The sequence below is a fragment of the Pseudomonas sp. ATCC 43928 genome (genome assembly GCF_005938665.2).
GTDB lineage: Bacteria > Pseudomonadota > Gammaproteobacteria > Pseudomonadales > Pseudomonadaceae > Aquipseudomonas.
In genome coordinates this window covers 4,265,760-4,283,065 of the sequence record NZ_CP041753.1, presented here as the reverse complement: position 1 = coordinate 4,283,065, position 17,306 = coordinate 4,265,760, and the positions used below count along the sequence as shown (strand labels likewise).

Below are 17,306 nucleotides of genomic sequence, written 5' to 3'. Positions count from 1 at the left end.
CAAAGGCGCCGGCGCCTACAGGGACATGTGAGCACCTGTAGGCGCTGGCGAAGGCTGCGATCTTTTGCTGTTGTGAGAGGGAAGAGTACGCATGGCACGGCAGCGCCAGGCAAACGGTGTGATGCCTTCGCTGCGGGTGAAGATATGGGAGAAATGCGCCTGGTCGCAGAAGCCACATTCCAGGCTGATTTGCGTCAGGGTCAGGTCGGTGTTCTGGATCAATTGTTTGGCTCGGGCAATGCGTTGCTGTCGGATCCAGTCCTGCGGCGAAACACCGGTGCTGCATTTGAACGCACGGGAAAAATGACTGCGCGACAGGGCACAGACCCGTGCCAGTTCGGTCACTTCCAGGGTGTCGTCGAGGTGGTCGAGGATCAGTTGCTTGACCAGAGTTTCGCGCCAGGGGCTAAGGCCCCCCGTGGTTTTCTTTTGCGTTTCAATGGCACACGCCTTGATCGCGTTTTGCTGAATGAGAGCCATGGCCAATGTCCGTGTCGATGGGCGCGCGCGGATGCACTGCACGGTGGGTCAGCACGTTCCCTTGTCTGAAAAACAAGTCTGCGCAGAAGGCTTCATTCTTGGCCGCGAGGACTTTGGCTTGCGAGTTAAACGTTGTTAATTCCGCAGTCAGGCTTAAGGGTGAAAATGCGCCAACTGAGCACATCACTGCAATTCGCACCGATGCACGGTCATGCAAGATGGGCGACGTGTAGCGGCCTGGACTGGGCCGCTTTTTCTGGCTCGATCAAGGGTGATCTCATGAAGCAATCCCGCGTTTGCACACTTGGCGGACTTGGCCTGGCATTGGCGCTGATGTCTGGCATCAGCCTGGCCCAGGCACCGGCTCAGGTGAACACTCAGGTGCCCGGTTATTACCGGCTCGCGGTGGGCGACTACGAGGTGACGGCGTTGTTCGATGGCTACAACGACCTGTCGCCCAAACTGCTCGAGGGGCTGACCCAAGACCAGATCCGCGCGTTGCTGGCTCGTCGTTCGATTGAAACGCCGGGGGTGCAAACCGCGTTCAATGCGTTTCTGGTGAATACCGGCAAACAATTGATTCTGGTGGATACCGGAGCAGGGCAGTGCATCGGTGCCACGGCGGGCCAACTGTCGGCGAACATGAAAGCCGCCGGTTACCAGCCGGAACAGGTCGATACCATCCTGCTCACTCACCTGCATCTGGATCATGTGTGCGGGTTGGTGGATGGGCAGCAAAAGCCCGTGTTCGCCAACGCAACGGTGTACGCGGCCAAGGCAGAAGCCGATTACTGGCTTGATCCCCAGGCCATGGCCAAGGCACCGGCCGGTGCCAGGGAATTCTTCAAGATCGCCCAGGACTCAACCGCGCCGTATATCGCGGCGGGCCGTTTCAAAACCTTTACTGCCGGGCAGTCGCCAGTGCCGGGCGTTGTCGATGCCGAGCTGGAGGCCGGGCACACACCGGGCAGTACCACGTATCGGTTCAACTCCCAAGGTCAGAGCATTCTGTTCATGGGCGATCTGGTGCATAACCTGGCGGTGCAGTTCGAGCATCCTGAGGTGTCAATTCGTTTCGACGTCGACAATCAGCAGGCGATCAAGAGCCGCGCCAAGGTGTTCAGCGATGCGGCGGCCAGCAAGATCTGGGTCACGGCGGCGCATTTGCCGTTTCCGGGTGTCGGCCATATCACCGCGGTGGACAAGCATTTCCAGTGGGTACCGATCGAGTACGGGCCTTACAAACGAGCGGCGAAAGTGCCGATGATCGAGTAAAGTCCGACACACTTGCGCCTGGCTGAACACAAAAGGGAACCGTGCCCATGAACCGTAACGATCTGCGCCGTGTCGACATGAACCTGCTGGTGATTTTCGAAGCGCTGATGTTCGAAAAGAACCTGACCCGAGTCGCCGAAAAACTGTTCATGGGCCAACCGGCGGTGAGCGCCGCGCTGGGCCGGTTGCGTGATTTGTTCGACGATCCGTTGTTGCTGCGCAACGGTCGTGGCATGGAACCGACGGCGCGGGCGCTGGCGATTCTCAAGGAGCTGCAACCAGCGATGGACACCATCTCGGGGGCGGTCAGCCGGGCCAAGGAATTCGACCCGGCCAGCAGCTGCGATGTGTTTCGTATCGGGCTGTCGGACGACGCCGAGTTCGGGCTGTTTCCACCGTTGCTGCGCCAGTTGCAGGAAGAGGCACCGGGGATCGTGGTTGTGGTACGCCGTGCCAATTATCTGTTGATGCCGACGTTGCTGGCGTCGGGGGAAATCTCGGTGGGGGTGAGTTACACCACGGATCTGCCGGCCAATGCCAAACGCAAAAAACTGCGCGACATTCCCTGCAAAGTCCTGCGCGGAGACAGCAGACCGGGGCCGCTGACGCTGGACGAATACTGCTCCCGCCCGCATGCCATGGTGTCGTTCTCCGGCGACTTGAGCGGCAACATCGACGTCGATTTGGCCAAGGTCGGCCGCACCCGCCGCGTGGTGCTCGGCGTACCGCAATTCAGTGGTTTGCGCGCGTTGCTCGCTGGCACGGAAATGATTGCCACTGTCCCGGACTATGCCGCGTGCGCGTTGGTGGAGGGCTGTGCCTTGCGCGCCGAAGATCCGCCGTTTCCCATTGATGCGGCGCAACTGTCGATGGCCTGGAGCGGGGTGCATGACAACGATCCCGCCGAGAAATGGCTGCGGTCGCGGATCAGCCAGTTCATGTCGGCCTCGCTGGATATTCCGGCTGTGTAAGGCGAAACCGCGCCGCGCCGTTCGTCCGAAACAGCCGCACACCTATAAGTTCTGACAGTAGCGCGTGCCCGCGCGTCGGTGTGTGATTCATTCAATGCTCTTTCGGGGGCCGGATCGATCATGCACAGGGACAGAACAATGAACATCGCTACCGCCACAGTGAACGCCGGCAGCCCACCGCCTCCTGTCATCCAGGAAAGCGCCAATCAGTCCCTCCTCAATCCGGTGGACGTGAGGAATACCCTCATGATCGAGGTGACCGATCCGACGTTGCAGCCCACCGACCAGGTGAGTGTGGCCTGGACAGGTGCACCGGGCTCCGGAGCAAACGGCTCTCTCACTACGGCTTTCATCAACGCCGGTAACACTCGGCCGCTGGTGATTCGAATCCCGGTTTCGCTAGTACTCTTCAATCTGAGCCAGACGGTGACGGTGACTTACACCATCATTCGCGGCACCGCTGCACCCGTGACTTCAGAGCCACAGGTCGTGTACGTGCTGCCTCTGGCGCAACGCGATTTGCCTCGTCCCTTCATCACTCAGGCAGAACAGTCCGGGGAAGGTCCGATACTGGACATCAATGGCCTGACCGACATTACCCTGCGTATCAACGCGTGGCCCTTGAGCGCTCGGGGTCAATTCCTTTGGTTGTGGCTTGAGGGCAAGAACGCCGACGGCAGCGATTTCCGTATGAGGTACTGGAGTGCGCCGAGCAATGTCATCACTGACGAATTCATCCGTTTCGGTTTTTACGAGCGAAGCCACTCCGCCAATGCCTTGCAAGGGCTCAAGGACCGCAGCGTACTGACCCTGAAGTTGATGGTGGGGCTGCAAGGGAGCCCGGATGAGTCCCTTGCCCAGCCGTTTGCCCATCGAAACTATATCGTCCTGACAAACGCAGCGACCCCGCCCGCGATCTTGTCGGTCACCGGTCCCGACGGCCAGGACATCGCCGATGGCGCAGACACCCCTCACACTAGCGTTACGTTAAGCGGCAGTGCCGGGGCTGGCGGTGAAGTGGAAATTTTTGATGGGCCAACCCCCCAAGGCACGGTCATAGCTGTTGGTAGCGCCTGGACGTATAAGGTGGCTGTATTGACGGGCGGCTTGCACGTTTTCACGGTTAAGCCGGCGGATGGCAGTGGAGGGGCGTCCAGCCCATGGACAATCAACGTTGTGCTGCAAAACCTGGAGCTGACGATTGCAGAGGCGCCTGATAACGGCAATCTGGATCCTATTGCGGCATTGACGAGGCTGACGGCTGTCCTGGATTACAACATGCAGGCCGATGACAGGATCAGGGTCATCTGGACTGCTGCGCCAGGAACACCCGCTGCGGGCTCACACACCACCAATACCGTTCAGGCCGGCACTACCATCCGACCCAGGATAATCCAGCTGCCCGTTTCGCTGTTGGCTTTCAGCTTGGGCAAACGGGTGACGGTGAGCTTCGAATATGATCGCGGAACAGCACTCCCGGTGGTTTCACGGCCGCTTGTCCTGAACATCGGGACTATTCCGGCAAACTGGTTCGTCCCTCCGGTAATCACCCAGGCGAACGGTACGACGGTGCTGAATCTGGCCAATGTGCAAGCCGGGGCAACGCTCCTGTTTGGCGGTTGGCCGCTTATTGCCTCCGGTCAGCCGATCTGGCTGGATTTTGAGGGCCAGAACGCCAGTGGGGGCAGCCACAATCTCACCATGTGGACGGGCCCCAACTTCGCAGTCCATCGAAGTTGGGTGTTGAACGGCCGCTACAGCGTTACCGTTTTGTACAGTTATTTGAAGGAACTGGCGGAAGGCAGCACGTTGTCCATTCACTTCAGGGTCAATATGGATCAGGTTCCGAATCCGGCGACGGCGGTGGTCTTCGCCGCACGTCAGTACACCATTCGGGCCATTCCTTGAAGAAGGGCTGGCGGGAGGTGTGTTTAACGGCGTTTATCGTTACTTGATGAAAGCTACAGATCCTTGCGCCGTTGCCTACGACTGCGCCAGAATCCGCCGGCTTGTGCGCTTTGGGCCTGGTCTTTATCGTTTCCGTATCGCTGCCAATCAGCGATCGGGTTTAGCGACTCGGACTATCAAAGTGCATCAGTGCTCCAGACTTTATTGCCGACTTTTGACGTCTGCATAACGTTATGGTGGCTGTATGCGGGAGACTCTCGGGTCTACCGGGTGCCTTTGACCGGTTCGCTAACCTGCATACAGTCGCCACTCTTATTTGTTTAGCGACAGGTTCTGGTGGTGCTATTTCCAAAGGAGATTCACCATGTTCAAAGCCACACCTAATCCGCCAGCAACCGATGACGTTTCCCCCTACGATCCCCTCGATCCCAAAAAACTCAACGAAGCCGCCGAACGCGCCCTCGATCACTACCTCAAACCGTCTGACACCAAGTCCCCACGCAAACCGAGCACGATTTACACCGTCGCCCCGGACATCAACATCGAAGAGCTGCTGACCAATGCTTGCGAGTCCTTTGCCTCGGCCAAGGTGATCGCCAGTGACTGCGCCGGATTTCTGGAGGGGCCGCAGCGCAATACGATACTGGGCGTCGCGCAGCTCATCATGTTCGGCGAGTTGGCGGTGAGTCGGGCGCTGGACAGTCTGGAGCTGAAGGCCAACCCGGTCCTATGACCTGAGGTCAAACGCTGACCCCTGTGGCGAGGGAGCTTTCTCCCGCTCGGCTGCGCAGCAGTCGTAAACCCTGTACATGCGGTCTACCTGATGCAATTGGGTCGAATGGTTTTGGGGCTGCTTCGCAGCCCAGCGGGAGCAAGCTCCCTCGCCACAATTCCCGCGGTACAAAGAGAGCACGTACATTCAATTTTTCCCTACCCCTTGGCGGCACTATTCAATCCAATGATTGAACAGGGGTGAGTCATGAACGCTTCGCAAAGGGATGAACAGGCGCGGGATGTCGGGCTGCTGTTTCTGCGGGTCAGCGGTGGTCTGTTTCTGCTGTGGGTGCACGGCTTGCCCAAGCTGCTGGACTTCAGTGCGCAACTGCAACTGATCGAAGACCCGTTCCACCTCGGTGCCCACCTCACCCTCAGCCTGGCGATTTTCGCCGAAGTGCTGTGCCCGCTGCTGATTGTCGCTGGTGTTCTGGCGCGTCTGGCGTGCTTGCCTATTCTGTTTGTGCTGCTGGTGGCGCTGCTGGTCGTGCACCCGCAATGGAGTGTGGCCGAAGGGCAGTTCGGCTGGCTGTTGTTGATCATCTTCACCTCTGTGTTTATCGCCGGGCCTGGACGGCTGGCGCTCAATGTTCGTTTGCCCGGAGTGCTCCGTTATGTCTGAAGCCCAAACTCAAAAAGCGCCGGGGTCCGATGAGATCGTGACGCTGATCGTCAAGCACCGGGTCAAGGCCGGTTTCGAAGCAGCCTATGAAGCCTGGCTGCGCAACATCGTCAGCGTAGCGGGGCGCACGGAAGGGCATCTGGGCGTGGACGTGATCCGCGGCAAGAACGCTGGCCTGGACATGTTCACCTGCGTGCTGCGCTTTTGCTCCACCGAGGCCATGCAGCACTGGCTCGATTCGCCGCAACGTCAGTCGTTGATCGATGAAGCCGCGCCGATGCTGGCCGACGGCGACCAGACCGAGGTCAACCCGGTCAACGAATTCTGGTTCGCGCCGCTGGCCGATGCTGCTTCGCCGCCACCGCGCTGGAAGCAGGCCGTGGTGTCGTTGCTGGTGATTCTGCCGCACACCTTGCTGGTGCCGTTGCTCTGGGGGCCGCTGCTCAAACTCAACGCTTTTCTCTCCAACTACCTGGTCGCCACGTTCCTGATCACCCTGACCATCGTGGTGTCGGTGGTGTACGTGTGCATGCCGGCCGCGACTCGCTTGTTTGCGCCGTGGCTGACGGCCAGTCAGCCACGGGAACACCTCGAATCCAACGCAAATTCGCCGCGCTGAGCGGGCGCTTTTTGCTTCATTTCACTGATGACGAAGGAACTGCGATGAACGCCGATCTGATTCTATTCAATGGCCAATTTCATACCGTAGACCGGGAAAAACCGCTGGCCAGCGCCGTGGCGATCAAGGGCGGCCGCTTCGTCGCGGTCGGCACCGACGCCGAAGCCATGGCCCTGCGCGGCTCGGGCACCCAGGTGATCGACCTCAAGGGTCGCTGTGTCATCCCTGGCCTCAACGACTCGCACCTGCACCTGATCCGTGGCGGTTTGAACTACAACCTCGAACTGCGCTGGGAAGGCGTGCCGTCCCTGGCTGATGCGTTGCGCATGCTCAAGGAGCAAGCCGACCGCACACCGACGCCGCAATGGGTACGGGTAGTCGGTGGCTGGAACGAATTCCAGTTTGCCGAGAAGCGCATGCCGACCCTGGAAGAGCTCAACCAGGCGGCACCAGACACCCCGGTGTTCGTGCTGCATTTGTACGACCGCGCCTTGCTCAACCGCGCTGCATTGCGGGTTGCCGGTTACACCCGCGATACGCCGAACCCGCCGGGTGGCGAAATCGTGCGTGATGCCAACGGCAATCCGACCGGCATGTTGGTCGCAAGGCCGAACGCGATGATCCTGTACTCGACCCTGGCCAAGGGGCCGAAGCTGCCGCTTGAGTATCAGGTCAACTCGACCCGCCAGTTCATGCGTGAGCTCAACCGCCTCGGCCTGACCAGCGCGATCGATGCCGGCGGTGGTTTCCAGAATTACCCGGACGATTACCAGGTGATCGAGCAGTTGGCGAAAGATGATCAACTGACCGTGCGTATCGCCTACAACCTGTTTACCCAGAAGCCGAAAGAAGAGCTGACCGATTTCCAGAACTGGACTGGCAGCGTCAAGTTGCACCAGGGCGACGACTACCTGCGGCACAACGGCGCCGGCGAGATGCTGGTGTTCTCGGCGGCGGACTTCGAGGACTTCCTCGAACCGCGTCCGGACCTGCCGCAGACCATGGAGCAGGAGCTGGAGCCGGTGGTTCGCCACCTGGTGGAACAGCGCTGGCCGTTCCGTTTGCACGCCACTTACAACGAATCGATCAGCCGCATGCTCGACGTGTTCGAGAAGGTCAACCGCGACATTCCGTTCAACGGCCTGCCATGGTTCTTCGACCACGCTGAAACCATCACCCCACAGAACATCGAGCGGGTAAGGGCGCTGGGCGGTGGCATTGCGATCCAGGACCGCATGGCGTTCCAGGGTGAATATTTTGTCGACCGCTACGGCAAGCAGGCCGCCGAATCTACGCCACCGATCAAGCGCATGCTGGCCGAGGGTGTACCGGTCGGCGCCGGCACCGATGCCACGCGAGTGTCCAGCTACAATCCATGGACCTCGCTGTACTGGATGGTCAGTGGCCGTACCGTCGGTGGTCTGGCGCTGTACGAGGAAGGTTTGCCGCGCACCACTGCACTGGAACTGTTCACCCATGGCAGCGCCTGGTTCTCGTCGGAACAAGGCAAGAAAGGCCAGATCAAGGTCGGGCAACTGGCGGACCTGGTAGCACTGAGCGCGGACTTCTTCAGCGTCGAGGAAGAAGCGATCAAGTGGATCGAGTCGGTATTGACCGTGGTCGGCGGCAAGGTGGTGTACGCCGCCGGCGACTTCGAAAAACTCGGGCCTGTCAGCCTGCCGGTGCTGCCGGACTGGTCGCCGGTGGCGAAGGTTCCGGGACACTGGCGGCCGAACGCGCCGATGCAGGCGCAGGTGCACCAGTGCAGCGGCCCGTGCGCCGTGCATACCCACAGCCATGAGAAGGCCCGTATGTCGAACGTGCCGGTGAGTGACTTCGCCGGTTTCTGGGGCGCCTTCGGCTGTTCCTGCTTCGCGTTCTGAGTCTTGCAACAAAAGCGTCGGCCATGTGTGGTCGACGCTTCACTCACCACCCTCCGAGGAGTTTCACATGAGCAACGTTCCTTACAAACGTCTGAACAAAGATGACGCCGTTGTGCTGCTGGTCGATCACCAGACCGGCCTGATCTCTCTGGTGCAGGATTTCTCGCCCAACGAATTCAAGAACAACGTGCTGGCCCTGGGCGACATCGCCAAATTCTTCAACCTGCCGACCATCCTCACCACCAGTTTCGACGCAGGCCCGAACGGCCCGATCGTGCCTGAACTGCGCGAGCAATTCCCGGACGCGCCGTTCATTCAGCGTCCAGGCCAGATCAACGCCTGGGACAACGAAGACTTCGTCAAAGCCATCAAGGCCACCGGTCGCAAGCAACTGATCATCGCTGGCGTGGTGACTGACGTCTGCGTGGCGTTCCCAACCCTGTCGGCCATTGCCGAAGGTTTTGAAGTGTTCGTGGTAACCGACTCTTCCGGCACCTTCAACACCACCGTGCAACAAGCGGCGTGGGCACGCATGTCGGCGGCGGGTGCACACCTGCTGAACTGGTTCGCCGTGGCCTGCGAGCTGCAAGGCGACTGGCGCAACGACATGGAAGGCCTGGCCAACCTGTTGTCCCAGCGTCTGCCGAACTACCGCAACCTGATCAACAGCTACACCAAGTTCACTGCCAAGTAAGGCGTTGAAGAAAAATGCCCGCGATGTGCGGGCATTTTTTTGTACTGCTCGAATGTCCTCTGCATCAGCGCTTCTGCAACCATCCCAGAAACCCACCTTTCCTGATCGGCACCGGTTTGGCCATCAACGCCAGCCGACTGTTTTGCTGGCGCACCGCCTGCAACTTGTTCAACGCCCGGCCCACTTCGCTGCGCTGTTCCATGCACTGGCGGGTCAGGTTCTTGTCCAGACGGTAGATGATCGAAGATGTCAGCGCGGTGAACGTTGCCTGCGACGGCGTATCGGCCAGGATGCTCTGTTCGCCCATGACTTCGCTCGGCCCCATGCGACCGGCCTCGGTGAAACCATTGCCGTCCGGCACGCTGGCGCTGACGACGCCAGTGGCGATCACGAACAGGCTGTCCGGCACTTCAGCCAGATCCAGCACCACCTCACCGGCGGCGTATTGTTGCGCGACCATCGATTCGGCGAGGCGGTCGCGTTCCTCATGGCTCAGCGAGCGGAAAATCTTCACTTCATCGAGCAGTGCGCGGGCGCGGGTCGAGGGCTCGATCACGCCGTCGGGGTGTCGCGAGATGCCGGCCGCTTCCAGATGGCGATGGGCGAGGTCGAACAATTGATTGCGCACGTCGCTCTTTTTGCCCAGTTCGGCGATGAACCCGCTGACCACGTATTCGGACATCTCTTCGCCAGCCTCTTTGAGCACCGCTTTTGGCGCGGGCGAGAGCAACAGACTGCTGCTGCCTTGCAGCGTGCGGTCGAGGGCGTCGAGCACCCGGCGTGGGCGGATGTGGTTCGCCACCTTGATGCTGATCGACACCCCGTGCAGGTTGTTCGGGCGGCTGAGGTTGACGATCTTGGCCTTGGCCGCCACCGAGTTCGGCACCACGGCCATCGTGCCGGCGCTGCTCAACAGGTGCGTGGCGCGCCAGTTAATGTCCAGCACTTTGCCTTCGACGCCATCGATCACCACAAAGTCGTCCACCTGATAGGGTTTGGTGGTGTTGAGCACAATGCCGGAGAACACGTCAGCCAACGTACTTTGCAGCGCCAGACCGACCACGATGGCGAACACGCCGGAAGTCGCCAGCAGACCCTTGACCGGCAGATCCAGCACATAACCGGCGGCCGCGACGATGGAGGCCAGAAACACCAGCGCACCGATCACGTCCTGCAGCAAACGGCCGCTGTGACCTATGCGACGCATCAGCACCAGACCGAACACCTCGGTGAGCACTCGTGCGGCGTACAACCACCAGATAATCCCCAGCGCCGTTGCACCGAGTTGCGCCACCGGGTCATCGGCAACCAACGGTGTCTGCAACGGGCTGACGCCAGCGTTGATAATCAGCGCGCTGAACGCCAGAAACAGCACCAGCCGCACACCGACCTTTGGCGCGCGATGCTTGAACGGGACGAGGTGCCAGAGCAGGGCGTCGAGCACCAGCAGCAAGGCGCTCCAAGGCAACAGGTGGGCAGAGAAAAGGCTCATGGATTGCACTCCAGCGGGCACAAAAAAACTCGCCACACCCTGAGGTGTGGCGAGAGGTTGGGCTTAGTTCAGATGCGTCTTGAGCTCAGCCGCGGCCTGACGTACCGCCGCTTTGACTTCCGGAATCTGATTCAGCGGATTGAGCAGGCCAAAGTCATGAATCATCCCGTTGTAGCGCACCGAGGTCACCGGCACACCGGCCGCATCGAGGTGGCGGGCGTAGCCTTCGCCTTCGTCACGCAGCACGTCGAATTCGGCGGTCTGCACCAGTGCCGCAGGCAGGCCCTTGAGTTGTTCGGCGCTGGCATTCAGCGGCGAGGCATGGATCTGCGCGCGCTCGGCCGGGTTGGTGGTGTAGTTGTCCCAGAACCACTGCATCATGCCTTTGGTGAGGAAGTGCCCCTCGGCGAATTGCTGGTACGAGGCGTCGTCGAACTGCGCGTTGGTCACCGGCCACATCAACAGCTGGAAGCGCAGGGCAGGGGTTTTCTGTTCCTTGGCCATCAGCGCCACGACCGCCGCCATGTTGCCGCCGACGCTGTTGCCGGCCACCGCCAGTCGCTTGCCATCGACACCGATCTCTTTGCCATGCTCGGCCACCCATTTGGTCGCGGTGTAGGCCTGGTTGATGGCAGTCGGGTAGTGCGCTTCGGGCGACGGCGTGTAGTCGACGTATACCGCGACTGCGCCGGAGCCCACCACCAGGTCACGGATCAGGCGTTGGTGAGTCGGGAAGTCGCCCAATACCCAGCCGCCACCGTGGAAGAACATGAACACCGGCAACTCGCCCTTGACCTTGGCCGGACGCACCACTTTCAGGTTGATGGTCTGGCCGTCGACCTTGATCGCCTTGTCGCTGACTTCAACACCCGACAGATCTACCTTCACCGAAGCCTGGGCACCGGTCAGCACCGCGCGGGCGTCTTTCGGGCTCAGTTGTTCCAGCGGTTTGCCACCGCCGGCGGCGAGGGCATCGAGGAAGGCCTGGGTGTTGTGTTCGACACCGGGGCCGCCGGCGGCGAATGCGTTGCCGATGGACAGGGCGAGGACGGAAGTGGCGAGGGTTTTCTTGATGTTCATGTGCAAATCCTTTTTAAATCGTTTGAGTTTTTATGCCTTGGGATCGGGCTGCTGTGGCGCTGGGGTTCAGGCCTCAGCAACACCGTGAGCACAGATTAATGAGATGCCGGAAAGCGAAAAAGCGGCTATAAAGCGATTAACTGTCAACCAGAGAGTGACAATGAACCCGTTCGAAGACATGCGTATTTTTTGCCAGGTCATGGACTCCGGCAGCTTCACGGCGGCGGCCGATCAGTTGGGCCTGTCCAAGCAGTTCGTCAGCCGTCGGCTGATGCAACTCGAAGAGCGCCTCGGTGTGCGCCTGCTCAATCGCTCCACCCGACGGCTGGACGTCACCCCGCTGGGGCAGAGTTATTACGAATCGGCCCTGCGCCTGCTCAGTGAAGTCGAGCAAGTGGAGCAGGGCATCGCCGGCCAGACCATCGAGCCTCGCGGGACCATTCGCCTGAGTGCACCGTTGTCGTTTGCCGTGGCGCATTTGGGCTGTTTGCTGCCAGTATTTTTGCAGCGTTATCGCGACGTCACCGTCGAGGTCGACCTGAGTGATCGTCCGGTGGACTTGCTCGGTGAGGGATACGATTTGGCTTTGCGCATCGGCGTGCTGGAAGACTCGACACTGATCGCCCGGCGCATCGCCGTCATCGAGCGGGTGTACTGCGCCAGCCCGGCGTATCTGGCCGAACGTGGCACGCCGCTTGAACCCGAGGAGTTGCACAGCCACGATTGCCTGCCGTACGGCCATGGCCGCCAGGTGCAATGGCGGTTCGAAGGGCGGGGCAAACCGCTGACCGTCAATGTCACCGGGCGGATGCGGGTCAACAACGGTGAACTGCTCAAGGACGCGGCCATCGCCGGCATGGGCATCACGTACTTGCCGACCTTCATCGTCGATTCGGCCCTGGAGGACGGCCGGCTGGTGCCAGTACTGGATGATTTCCGCCCCGAGCCGCTGACCTTATCGGCGGTCTACCCGCAGCACCGTCAGGCCTCGCGACCGGTGCAGGCGTTGATCGAGTTCTTGCGTGAGCGGTTGAACCAATAGGAGGGTGCACGCCATCGTTGATTACAAGATCGCAACAAACCCCTGATGTGGTTTTTCCTGACGCTGATCTAGACTCGTGCCGGTCAATCAATGGCCCGGAATCTGGAGCGTGCAATGGAAATGCCGACAAAAGAAAAAGCCATCGCCAGCAATCGCGATGCATGGAATGACTCCGCCCAACACCACAAAGACACCCCCGAATGGCAGGCCCGTTTGAGTGCGGTGAGCCATGGCGACTTTTCCTGCCTGGATGACACCCTCACCGGGTTGCTCCAACAGGTCGGTGTCGACGGCAAGGATGTGGTGCAACTGGGCTGTAACAATGGCCGGGAAAGCCTTTCACTGTTTGCGCTGGGGGCCCGCAGCGCAGTGGGCGTCGACCAGTCCGGAGCCTTTCTCGATCAGGCCCGGGAGCTGGCATCCCGTTCGCCTCATCAGCCCGAATTCATCGAGGCTGATATCCATCACCTGCCGACAGAGCTGCACCAACGCTTCGACGTGGCGCTGATCACCATCGGCGTATTGAACTGGATGCCGGACATCGGCGAGTTCTTGCGCCATGCCGCGCAAACCCTCAAGCCCGGCGGCAGCCTGGTGATTTACGAAACCCACCCGTTCCTGGAAATGTTCGACCCCGAGTCAGCCGATCCCTATCGCCCGGACAGCTCGTATTTTCGCAGTGAGCCTTTCGTCCAGGACCAACCGATCGTCTACGAAGGCAAAGTCGAACAGCAGGCCTCGGCATCCTACTGGTTCGTCCACACCCTGGGCGCGATCTTCACCGGTGCCGTCGAGGCGGGGTTGCAGATCAGCCACTTCAAGGAGTACCCGCATTCCAACCGCGAAGAACTCTACGATCAGTATCAGCAGCAAAAGGCGCAGTTGCCGTTGTGTTACACGTTGGTGGCGGTGAAGCGAGCGACGTAGTGCCTGGGGTATTTTCAGAGCGTTGAGTGATTTGCCGCGTGCCCTGGTTGCGCGCAGAGATCAATGCCCAAGGCATGAATGACCTTTAGAACCGTATCAAAACGTGGTTTCGCCCCGGGTGCGAAGGCCTTGTACAGGCTTTCGCGCCCCATTCCGGAATCTTTGGCAATTTGTGTCATGCCGCGAGCCTTTACCACGTAGCCGATAGCACGAAGAAACTCTTCGTTGTCGCCGTCTGCCAATACCTGAGAGAGGTATTCGCTGATGGCTTCGTCACTGTCGAGCAGTGCCGCCATGTCGAAAGCAGTCAAAGTCTGGCCCATGTTCAAACCTCCCTTGCCAATTTTTTCGCCCGTCGGATATCAGTGTTTTGCGAGGACTTGTCACCACCGGCCAGCAATACGATGACTACGCCATTTCGCAAAGTGAAGTAGACCCGATAGCCAGCGCCAACGTCCACGCGCATTTCGGAGACACCATCACCCACCGATTTGATATCGCCAAGATTACCCGTAGAGGCACGGTCAATGCGACGAGCAATAGCAACCTTCGCCCGCAAGTCGCGAATTGAGGCATGCCATGCCACGAAGATTGTGGTTTGTTGAATAAGATAATTCATTGCTCGACTGTATCCATATGAATACAGACGAGCAGTCAGGTCATTCTCTGCTCCAGCGTGTACTTTTCCCTAAACTGCGTAGGCAACATGACGCCTTCGCGGGCAAGCTCGCACACGGAAATATGATCAAATGTGGAAGCCAATCACGCCTGCGCCGCCGTCACCGGCCGTTGTTCCGGTTTGCGCAGTGCCGTCAGCCGCGAGCCGGTGTAGTAGGTTTCGCGGAAGAAGCGCCAGCGGCCGAACAGGTCGTAGACGTGGGTGATGCGCCCTTGCTCCTGGTAGTCCATGCGGATGTGCATTTTCATCGCCTGGATGTTGCGGGTATCGCAGACGTCGACGATCTTGTTGCACCCTTTGGCCCGCATCGCATCCCAGAGTTTGAACTGGGCGTCCATCGACAGGCTGGTGCCGAAGTATTGAGGGATCATTTCACCGCCGAACTCGAAAAACTCACCAGGGTTGATCCGGAACCAGCAGCCGTAATAGTGCCGGTCGAAGTAGTCCCTGGCGCTGCCCCAGATGAATCCGATGGCATCACCTTCCTCGTTCACGTACATGTGTCCGGTGTGACCCTCGGCGGCGATTTCGGCCATGGCCTTGACGCGATTGCCGTAGTACTTGGTGAACGCGGTGGCGTTTTCCGGGGTGATGATCACCAGGCGCAGGCCCGAATAGGGCCGCAGATTTTGCGGCGCCACCGGGGTCACCAGGTCGCGCCCCAGCCACAGCAGCTCCCTATGGAAATACACGTAGCGCTTCCAGAGCGACTGGAGCGTGTGGAGCAGGCCTTTTTGTTTGATGCGTTCGCGAATCTTGTCGATGGCGCTCATGAAGTCCTCCGAGGCTGAAGCCTGGGTGTGGTGGGTAACGTTTTCGATGGCGAAAATCAGGATTTCAACGGGTGCAGTTCGGTCGGGTAGTGCGGCTCCTCTTTGGATGCCCTTGGCACCACGGCATAGGACACCCTTGGAACACCCGCAAGACGCTGTTCCAGCACAAGGCTCAGCGACTCGCCCGGGTCCAGATAGGCATCGCCAAAATCGGCGCCGATATGGATCGGATGGACGACGATTTCCAGCAGGCCGTCGATTGGCATTGCCACGGTGCGCAGGTCGACCGGGGTGCAGACGTTCTGGGCGGTCGCTCCGGACAGGCTGTTCAGGCGATGGTTGAGCAACGTCTTGAACACTCGCTTGGGCACGCTCAGGTTACTTCCCAGATCGCGCGCCAGTCGCACGGGCACCCCTTGGCGGGCGGCAAACCGCGCGACGATTTCACCGATGGGCCAGATGTTGTGCACGTGCTGATGGGAATCGAGGTGGCTGGGGTGCAGGCCGTTGTCCAGGCAGCGTTGCCATTGGGCTTCGAGTTCCTCCAGCACCGCGTCGCGATCCAGGCGGTTGAGCCAGAGGCTGTGGCGGGGCAGGCTGAGGTCGAACTCACCCTGGCTGTCGCAAAATGTCGAGCGCGCGCGAATCGACAGGCTCAACGGCCGGCCGTATGTGAGGTTGAAGTGCAGCCCGATCCGCCCCTTGAGCAATGGCTGCCGGGCCAGGACGCAGGCCGCTTCGAAGGCCGGCATGTTGGCCATGGCGGTTGCGGAGCTGATGACTCCAGCGTGGAAGGCACCCAGTATCACCGCATTTTCGCTCGGGCTGAGGCCGAAATCGTCAGCGTTGACTATGACTTGGCGAGGCATGGCTGCCCTCTCTTTCTTGTTCGGTGGGTGCAGCGTCTTTGGCGATAATGGGTGCCTGTATAGGTGTAAGCGTAGGAGCAACCAGCGTTGCTGCACGCCTGGCCTGCCACTTTTTTAACCCGGGTTTGATGCGGTGCCAGAGTCGCAGGGCCAGTCCCAGGGCGAGGCCGCTGGGGCGCCAGGAGTAGAAACTCCAGCGCCAGTGCTCCAGTTGGCCGGTCATGCGCTCCAGGAGTTGATGACTGGAGTTTTCCAGGCTGATCCGCGAGGCGTCGACCCAGTGCCAGTTGTCGTCCAGCCCCCAGCGGATCCACTCTTCAAGCAGCACACGACCGCTGCCCAGGTCAGCGTGTTGCGGCAGGAACGCCAGGTTGTAGTCGTACAGCCGACCCTGTTCCAGCAAGCCGATGCGGTAGCTGATGCAACGCCCGTCCAGTTCCAGCACCACCACCCGCACCAGTCCTTCTTCGGCGAGGGCGGTGAAGGCTTGCTCGATCCATTGCCGGTAGCGGTCATTGGTGAAAATCCCAACGCCTTGAAGGCCTTTCCAGCTCAGCGCTTCGACTTTGCCGAGGGTCCGCAACAGTGGCCTGATGGTGGCGGCGTCGGGGGTTATCCGTCGGATCTCGGCACCGCAAGCCGCGATGCGTTTACGTGCACGGCGCAGTTTGTAGCGGGGGTCGCCGGACACTTCCTGATGGTCGGCCTCGCTGATCAGGTGCACCGGCACCCGACAACTGAGGCGGCGCTCGCCGGTCGAGCTGTGGGCCATCCAGGTGGTCAGCGCACTTTCTTCGCCGATGGGTTCGCACAATTCATTGAGTTGCAACATCGCATGGGGCACGCGACGGCGGATGATCACCAGCGCCTTGCGCATGCTCTCGGCATCGAGGCAACTGAGCAGGGCCAGGCGATCGGTGAGGGGGTAACCGAGGTGATGCAGGACGCGAAACGGTAGCCCGCCAAAGCGCTCCACGGACACCACCAACGGCAGGCACAAGGCCAATTCATCGCCGTGCCAGCCGAGCAGAACGTGCAAGCGCTCCCCGGCAACCAGTGCCTGTTCCGATGCGCGCAGCCAGGCGAGGGTGTTGAACGGTGTATGGTCCGTCACGCGCCAGCGCAACCCCTCATAGGCGGCTGTTGGAAAGTCCGGAGCGCACAACGACGTGCGCCATTCGAATCGAGCCATCATAGGTTCAGACCGCCGCATAACTC

General features: G+C 60.3%; 18 protein-coding genes. 10 read left to right on the top strand and 8 right to left on the bottom strand.

Annotation, left to right across the window (positions count from 1 at the left end):
- Positions 1 to 15: 15 nt before the first annotated feature.
- Complete coding sequence (locus tag FFH90_RS19565) at positions 16 to 480, bottom strand: helix-turn-helix domain-containing protein (protein WP_086944974.1); 465 nt, start codon at positions 478 to 480, stop codon at positions 16 to 18.
- A gap of 279 nt (positions 481 to 759) precedes the next feature.
- Here FFH90_RS19565 and FFH90_RS19560 point away from each other — a divergent pair, with 279 nt between their 5' ends.
- The 8 genes from FFH90_RS19560 (at position 760) to ycaC (ending at position 9,226) form a co-directional block, all read left to right on the top strand.
- Positions 760 to 1,755, top strand: a complete 996-nt coding sequence (locus FFH90_RS19560; RefSeq protein WP_018925551.1) for an MBL fold metallo-hydrolase — start codon at positions 760 to 762, stop codon at positions 1,753 to 1,755.
- Positions 1,756 to 1,802: 47 nt separating this feature from the next.
- Positions 1,803 to 2,726 carry a LysR family transcriptional regulator gene (locus FFH90_RS19555; RefSeq protein ID WP_111454050.1) on the top strand — a complete coding sequence of 308 codons (924 nt, stop codon included), beginning with the start codon at positions 1,803 to 1,805 and terminating at the stop codon, positions 2,724 to 2,726.
- 138 nt (positions 2,727 to 2,864) lie between these two features.
- Complete coding sequence (locus FFH90_RS30160) at positions 2,865 to 4,634, top strand: hypothetical protein (protein ID WP_178114254.1); 1,770 nt, start codon at positions 2,865 to 2,867, stop codon at positions 4,632 to 4,634.
- A gap of 364 nt (positions 4,635 to 4,998) precedes the next feature.
- The gene (locus FFH90_RS19545) at positions 4,999 to 5,367 is read left to right on the top strand and encodes a DUF6124 family protein (RefSeq protein ID WP_064618761.1); all 369 of its coding nucleotides are present in this window, start codon (positions 4,999 to 5,001) and stop codon (positions 5,365 to 5,367) included.
- 246 nt (positions 5,368 to 5,613) lie between these two features.
- The gene (locus tag FFH90_RS19540) at positions 5,614 to 6,030 is read left to right on the top strand and encodes a DoxX family protein (protein WP_064618759.1); all 417 of its coding nucleotides are present in this window, start codon (positions 5,614 to 5,616) and stop codon (positions 6,028 to 6,030) included.
- Positions 6,023 to 6,649: an antibiotic biosynthesis monooxygenase gene (locus FFH90_RS19535; protein WP_018925556.1), complete on the top strand. Its 627-nt coding sequence runs from the start codon at positions 6,023 to 6,025 to the stop codon at positions 6,647 to 6,649. Before FFH90_RS19540 ends, FFH90_RS19535 begins: the two co-directional genes overlap by 8 nt.
- Before the next feature lie 44 nt (positions 6,650 to 6,693).
- Entirely contained in the window at positions 6,694 to 8,532 is a 1,839-nt protein-coding gene (locus FFH90_RS19530; RefSeq protein WP_018925557.1) for an amidohydrolase, read from the top strand.
- Between the two features lie 67 nt (positions 8,533 to 8,599).
- On the top strand, positions 8,600 to 9,226 hold the full coding sequence (gene ycaC / locus FFH90_RS19525; protein ID WP_028941293.1) for an isochorismate family cysteine hydrolase YcaC: 627 nt from the start codon (positions 8,600 to 8,602) through the stop codon (positions 9,224 to 9,226).
- 64 nt (positions 9,227 to 9,290) lie between these two features.
- On the opposite strand, the gene FFH90_RS19520 is transcribed toward ycaC, so the two are convergent.
- Both FFH90_RS19520 and FFH90_RS19515 read right to left on the bottom strand, forming a co-directional pair.
- Complete coding sequence (locus FFH90_RS19520; protein ID WP_138867892.1) at positions 9,291 to 10,718, bottom strand: mechanosensitive ion channel family protein; 1,428 nt, start codon at positions 10,716 to 10,718, stop codon at positions 9,291 to 9,293.
- A gap of 63 nt (positions 10,719 to 10,781) precedes the next feature.
- On the bottom strand, positions 10,782 to 11,798 hold the full coding sequence (locus tag FFH90_RS19515; protein WP_138867891.1) for an alpha/beta hydrolase: 1,017 nt from the start codon (positions 11,796 to 11,798) through the stop codon (positions 10,782 to 10,784).
- A 160-nt stretch (positions 11,799 to 11,958) separates the two neighbouring features.
- Between FFH90_RS19515 and FFH90_RS19510 the strand changes: the two genes are divergently transcribed.
- Complete coding sequence (locus FFH90_RS19510) at positions 11,959 to 12,840, top strand: LysR family transcriptional regulator (RefSeq protein ID WP_064618753.1); 882 nt, start codon at positions 11,959 to 11,961, stop codon at positions 12,838 to 12,840.
- Between the two features lie 114 nt (positions 12,841 to 12,954).
- Positions 12,955 to 13,767 carry a bifunctional 2-polyprenyl-6-hydroxyphenol methylase/3-demethylubiquinol 3-O-methyltransferase UbiG gene (locus tag FFH90_RS19505; RefSeq protein ID WP_138867890.1) on the top strand — a complete coding sequence of 271 codons (813 nt, stop codon included), beginning with the start codon at positions 12,955 to 12,957 and terminating at the stop codon, positions 13,765 to 13,767.
- Positions 13,768 to 13,781: 14 nt separating this feature from the next.
- Here FFH90_RS19505 and FFH90_RS19500 read toward each other — a convergent pair whose 3' ends face one another.
- The 5 genes from FFH90_RS19500 to FFH90_RS19480 form a co-directional block, all read right to left on the bottom strand.
- Positions 13,782 to 14,090: an addiction module antidote protein gene (locus tag FFH90_RS19500; RefSeq protein WP_018925563.1), complete on the bottom strand. Its 309-nt coding sequence runs from the start codon at positions 14,088 to 14,090 to the stop codon at positions 13,782 to 13,784.
- Positions 14,091 to 14,092: 2 nt separating this feature from the next.
- Positions 14,093 to 14,386 carry a type II toxin-antitoxin system RelE/ParE family toxin gene (locus tag FFH90_RS19495; protein ID WP_018925564.1) on the bottom strand — a complete coding sequence of 98 codons (294 nt, stop codon included), beginning with the start codon at positions 14,384 to 14,386 and terminating at the stop codon, positions 14,093 to 14,095.
- A 143-nt stretch (positions 14,387 to 14,529) separates the two neighbouring features.
- Positions 14,530 to 15,219, bottom strand: a complete 690-nt coding sequence (locus tag FFH90_RS19490; RefSeq protein ID WP_086944968.1) for an N-acetyltransferase — start codon at positions 15,217 to 15,219, stop codon at positions 14,530 to 14,532.
- A 56-nt stretch (positions 15,220 to 15,275) separates the two neighbouring features.
- Positions 15,276 to 16,088, bottom strand: coding sequence for a ChbG/HpnK family deacetylase (locus FFH90_RS19485; RefSeq protein ID WP_138867889.1), 813 nt, complete (start codon positions 16,086 to 16,088; stop codon positions 15,276 to 15,278).
- Entirely contained in the window at positions 16,060 to 17,283 is a 1,224-nt protein-coding gene (locus tag FFH90_RS19480; RefSeq protein ID WP_138867888.1) for a GNAT family N-acetyltransferase, read from the bottom strand. Before FFH90_RS19480 ends, FFH90_RS19485 begins: the two co-directional genes overlap by 29 nt.
- Positions 17,284 to 17,306 lie beyond the last annotated feature (23 nt).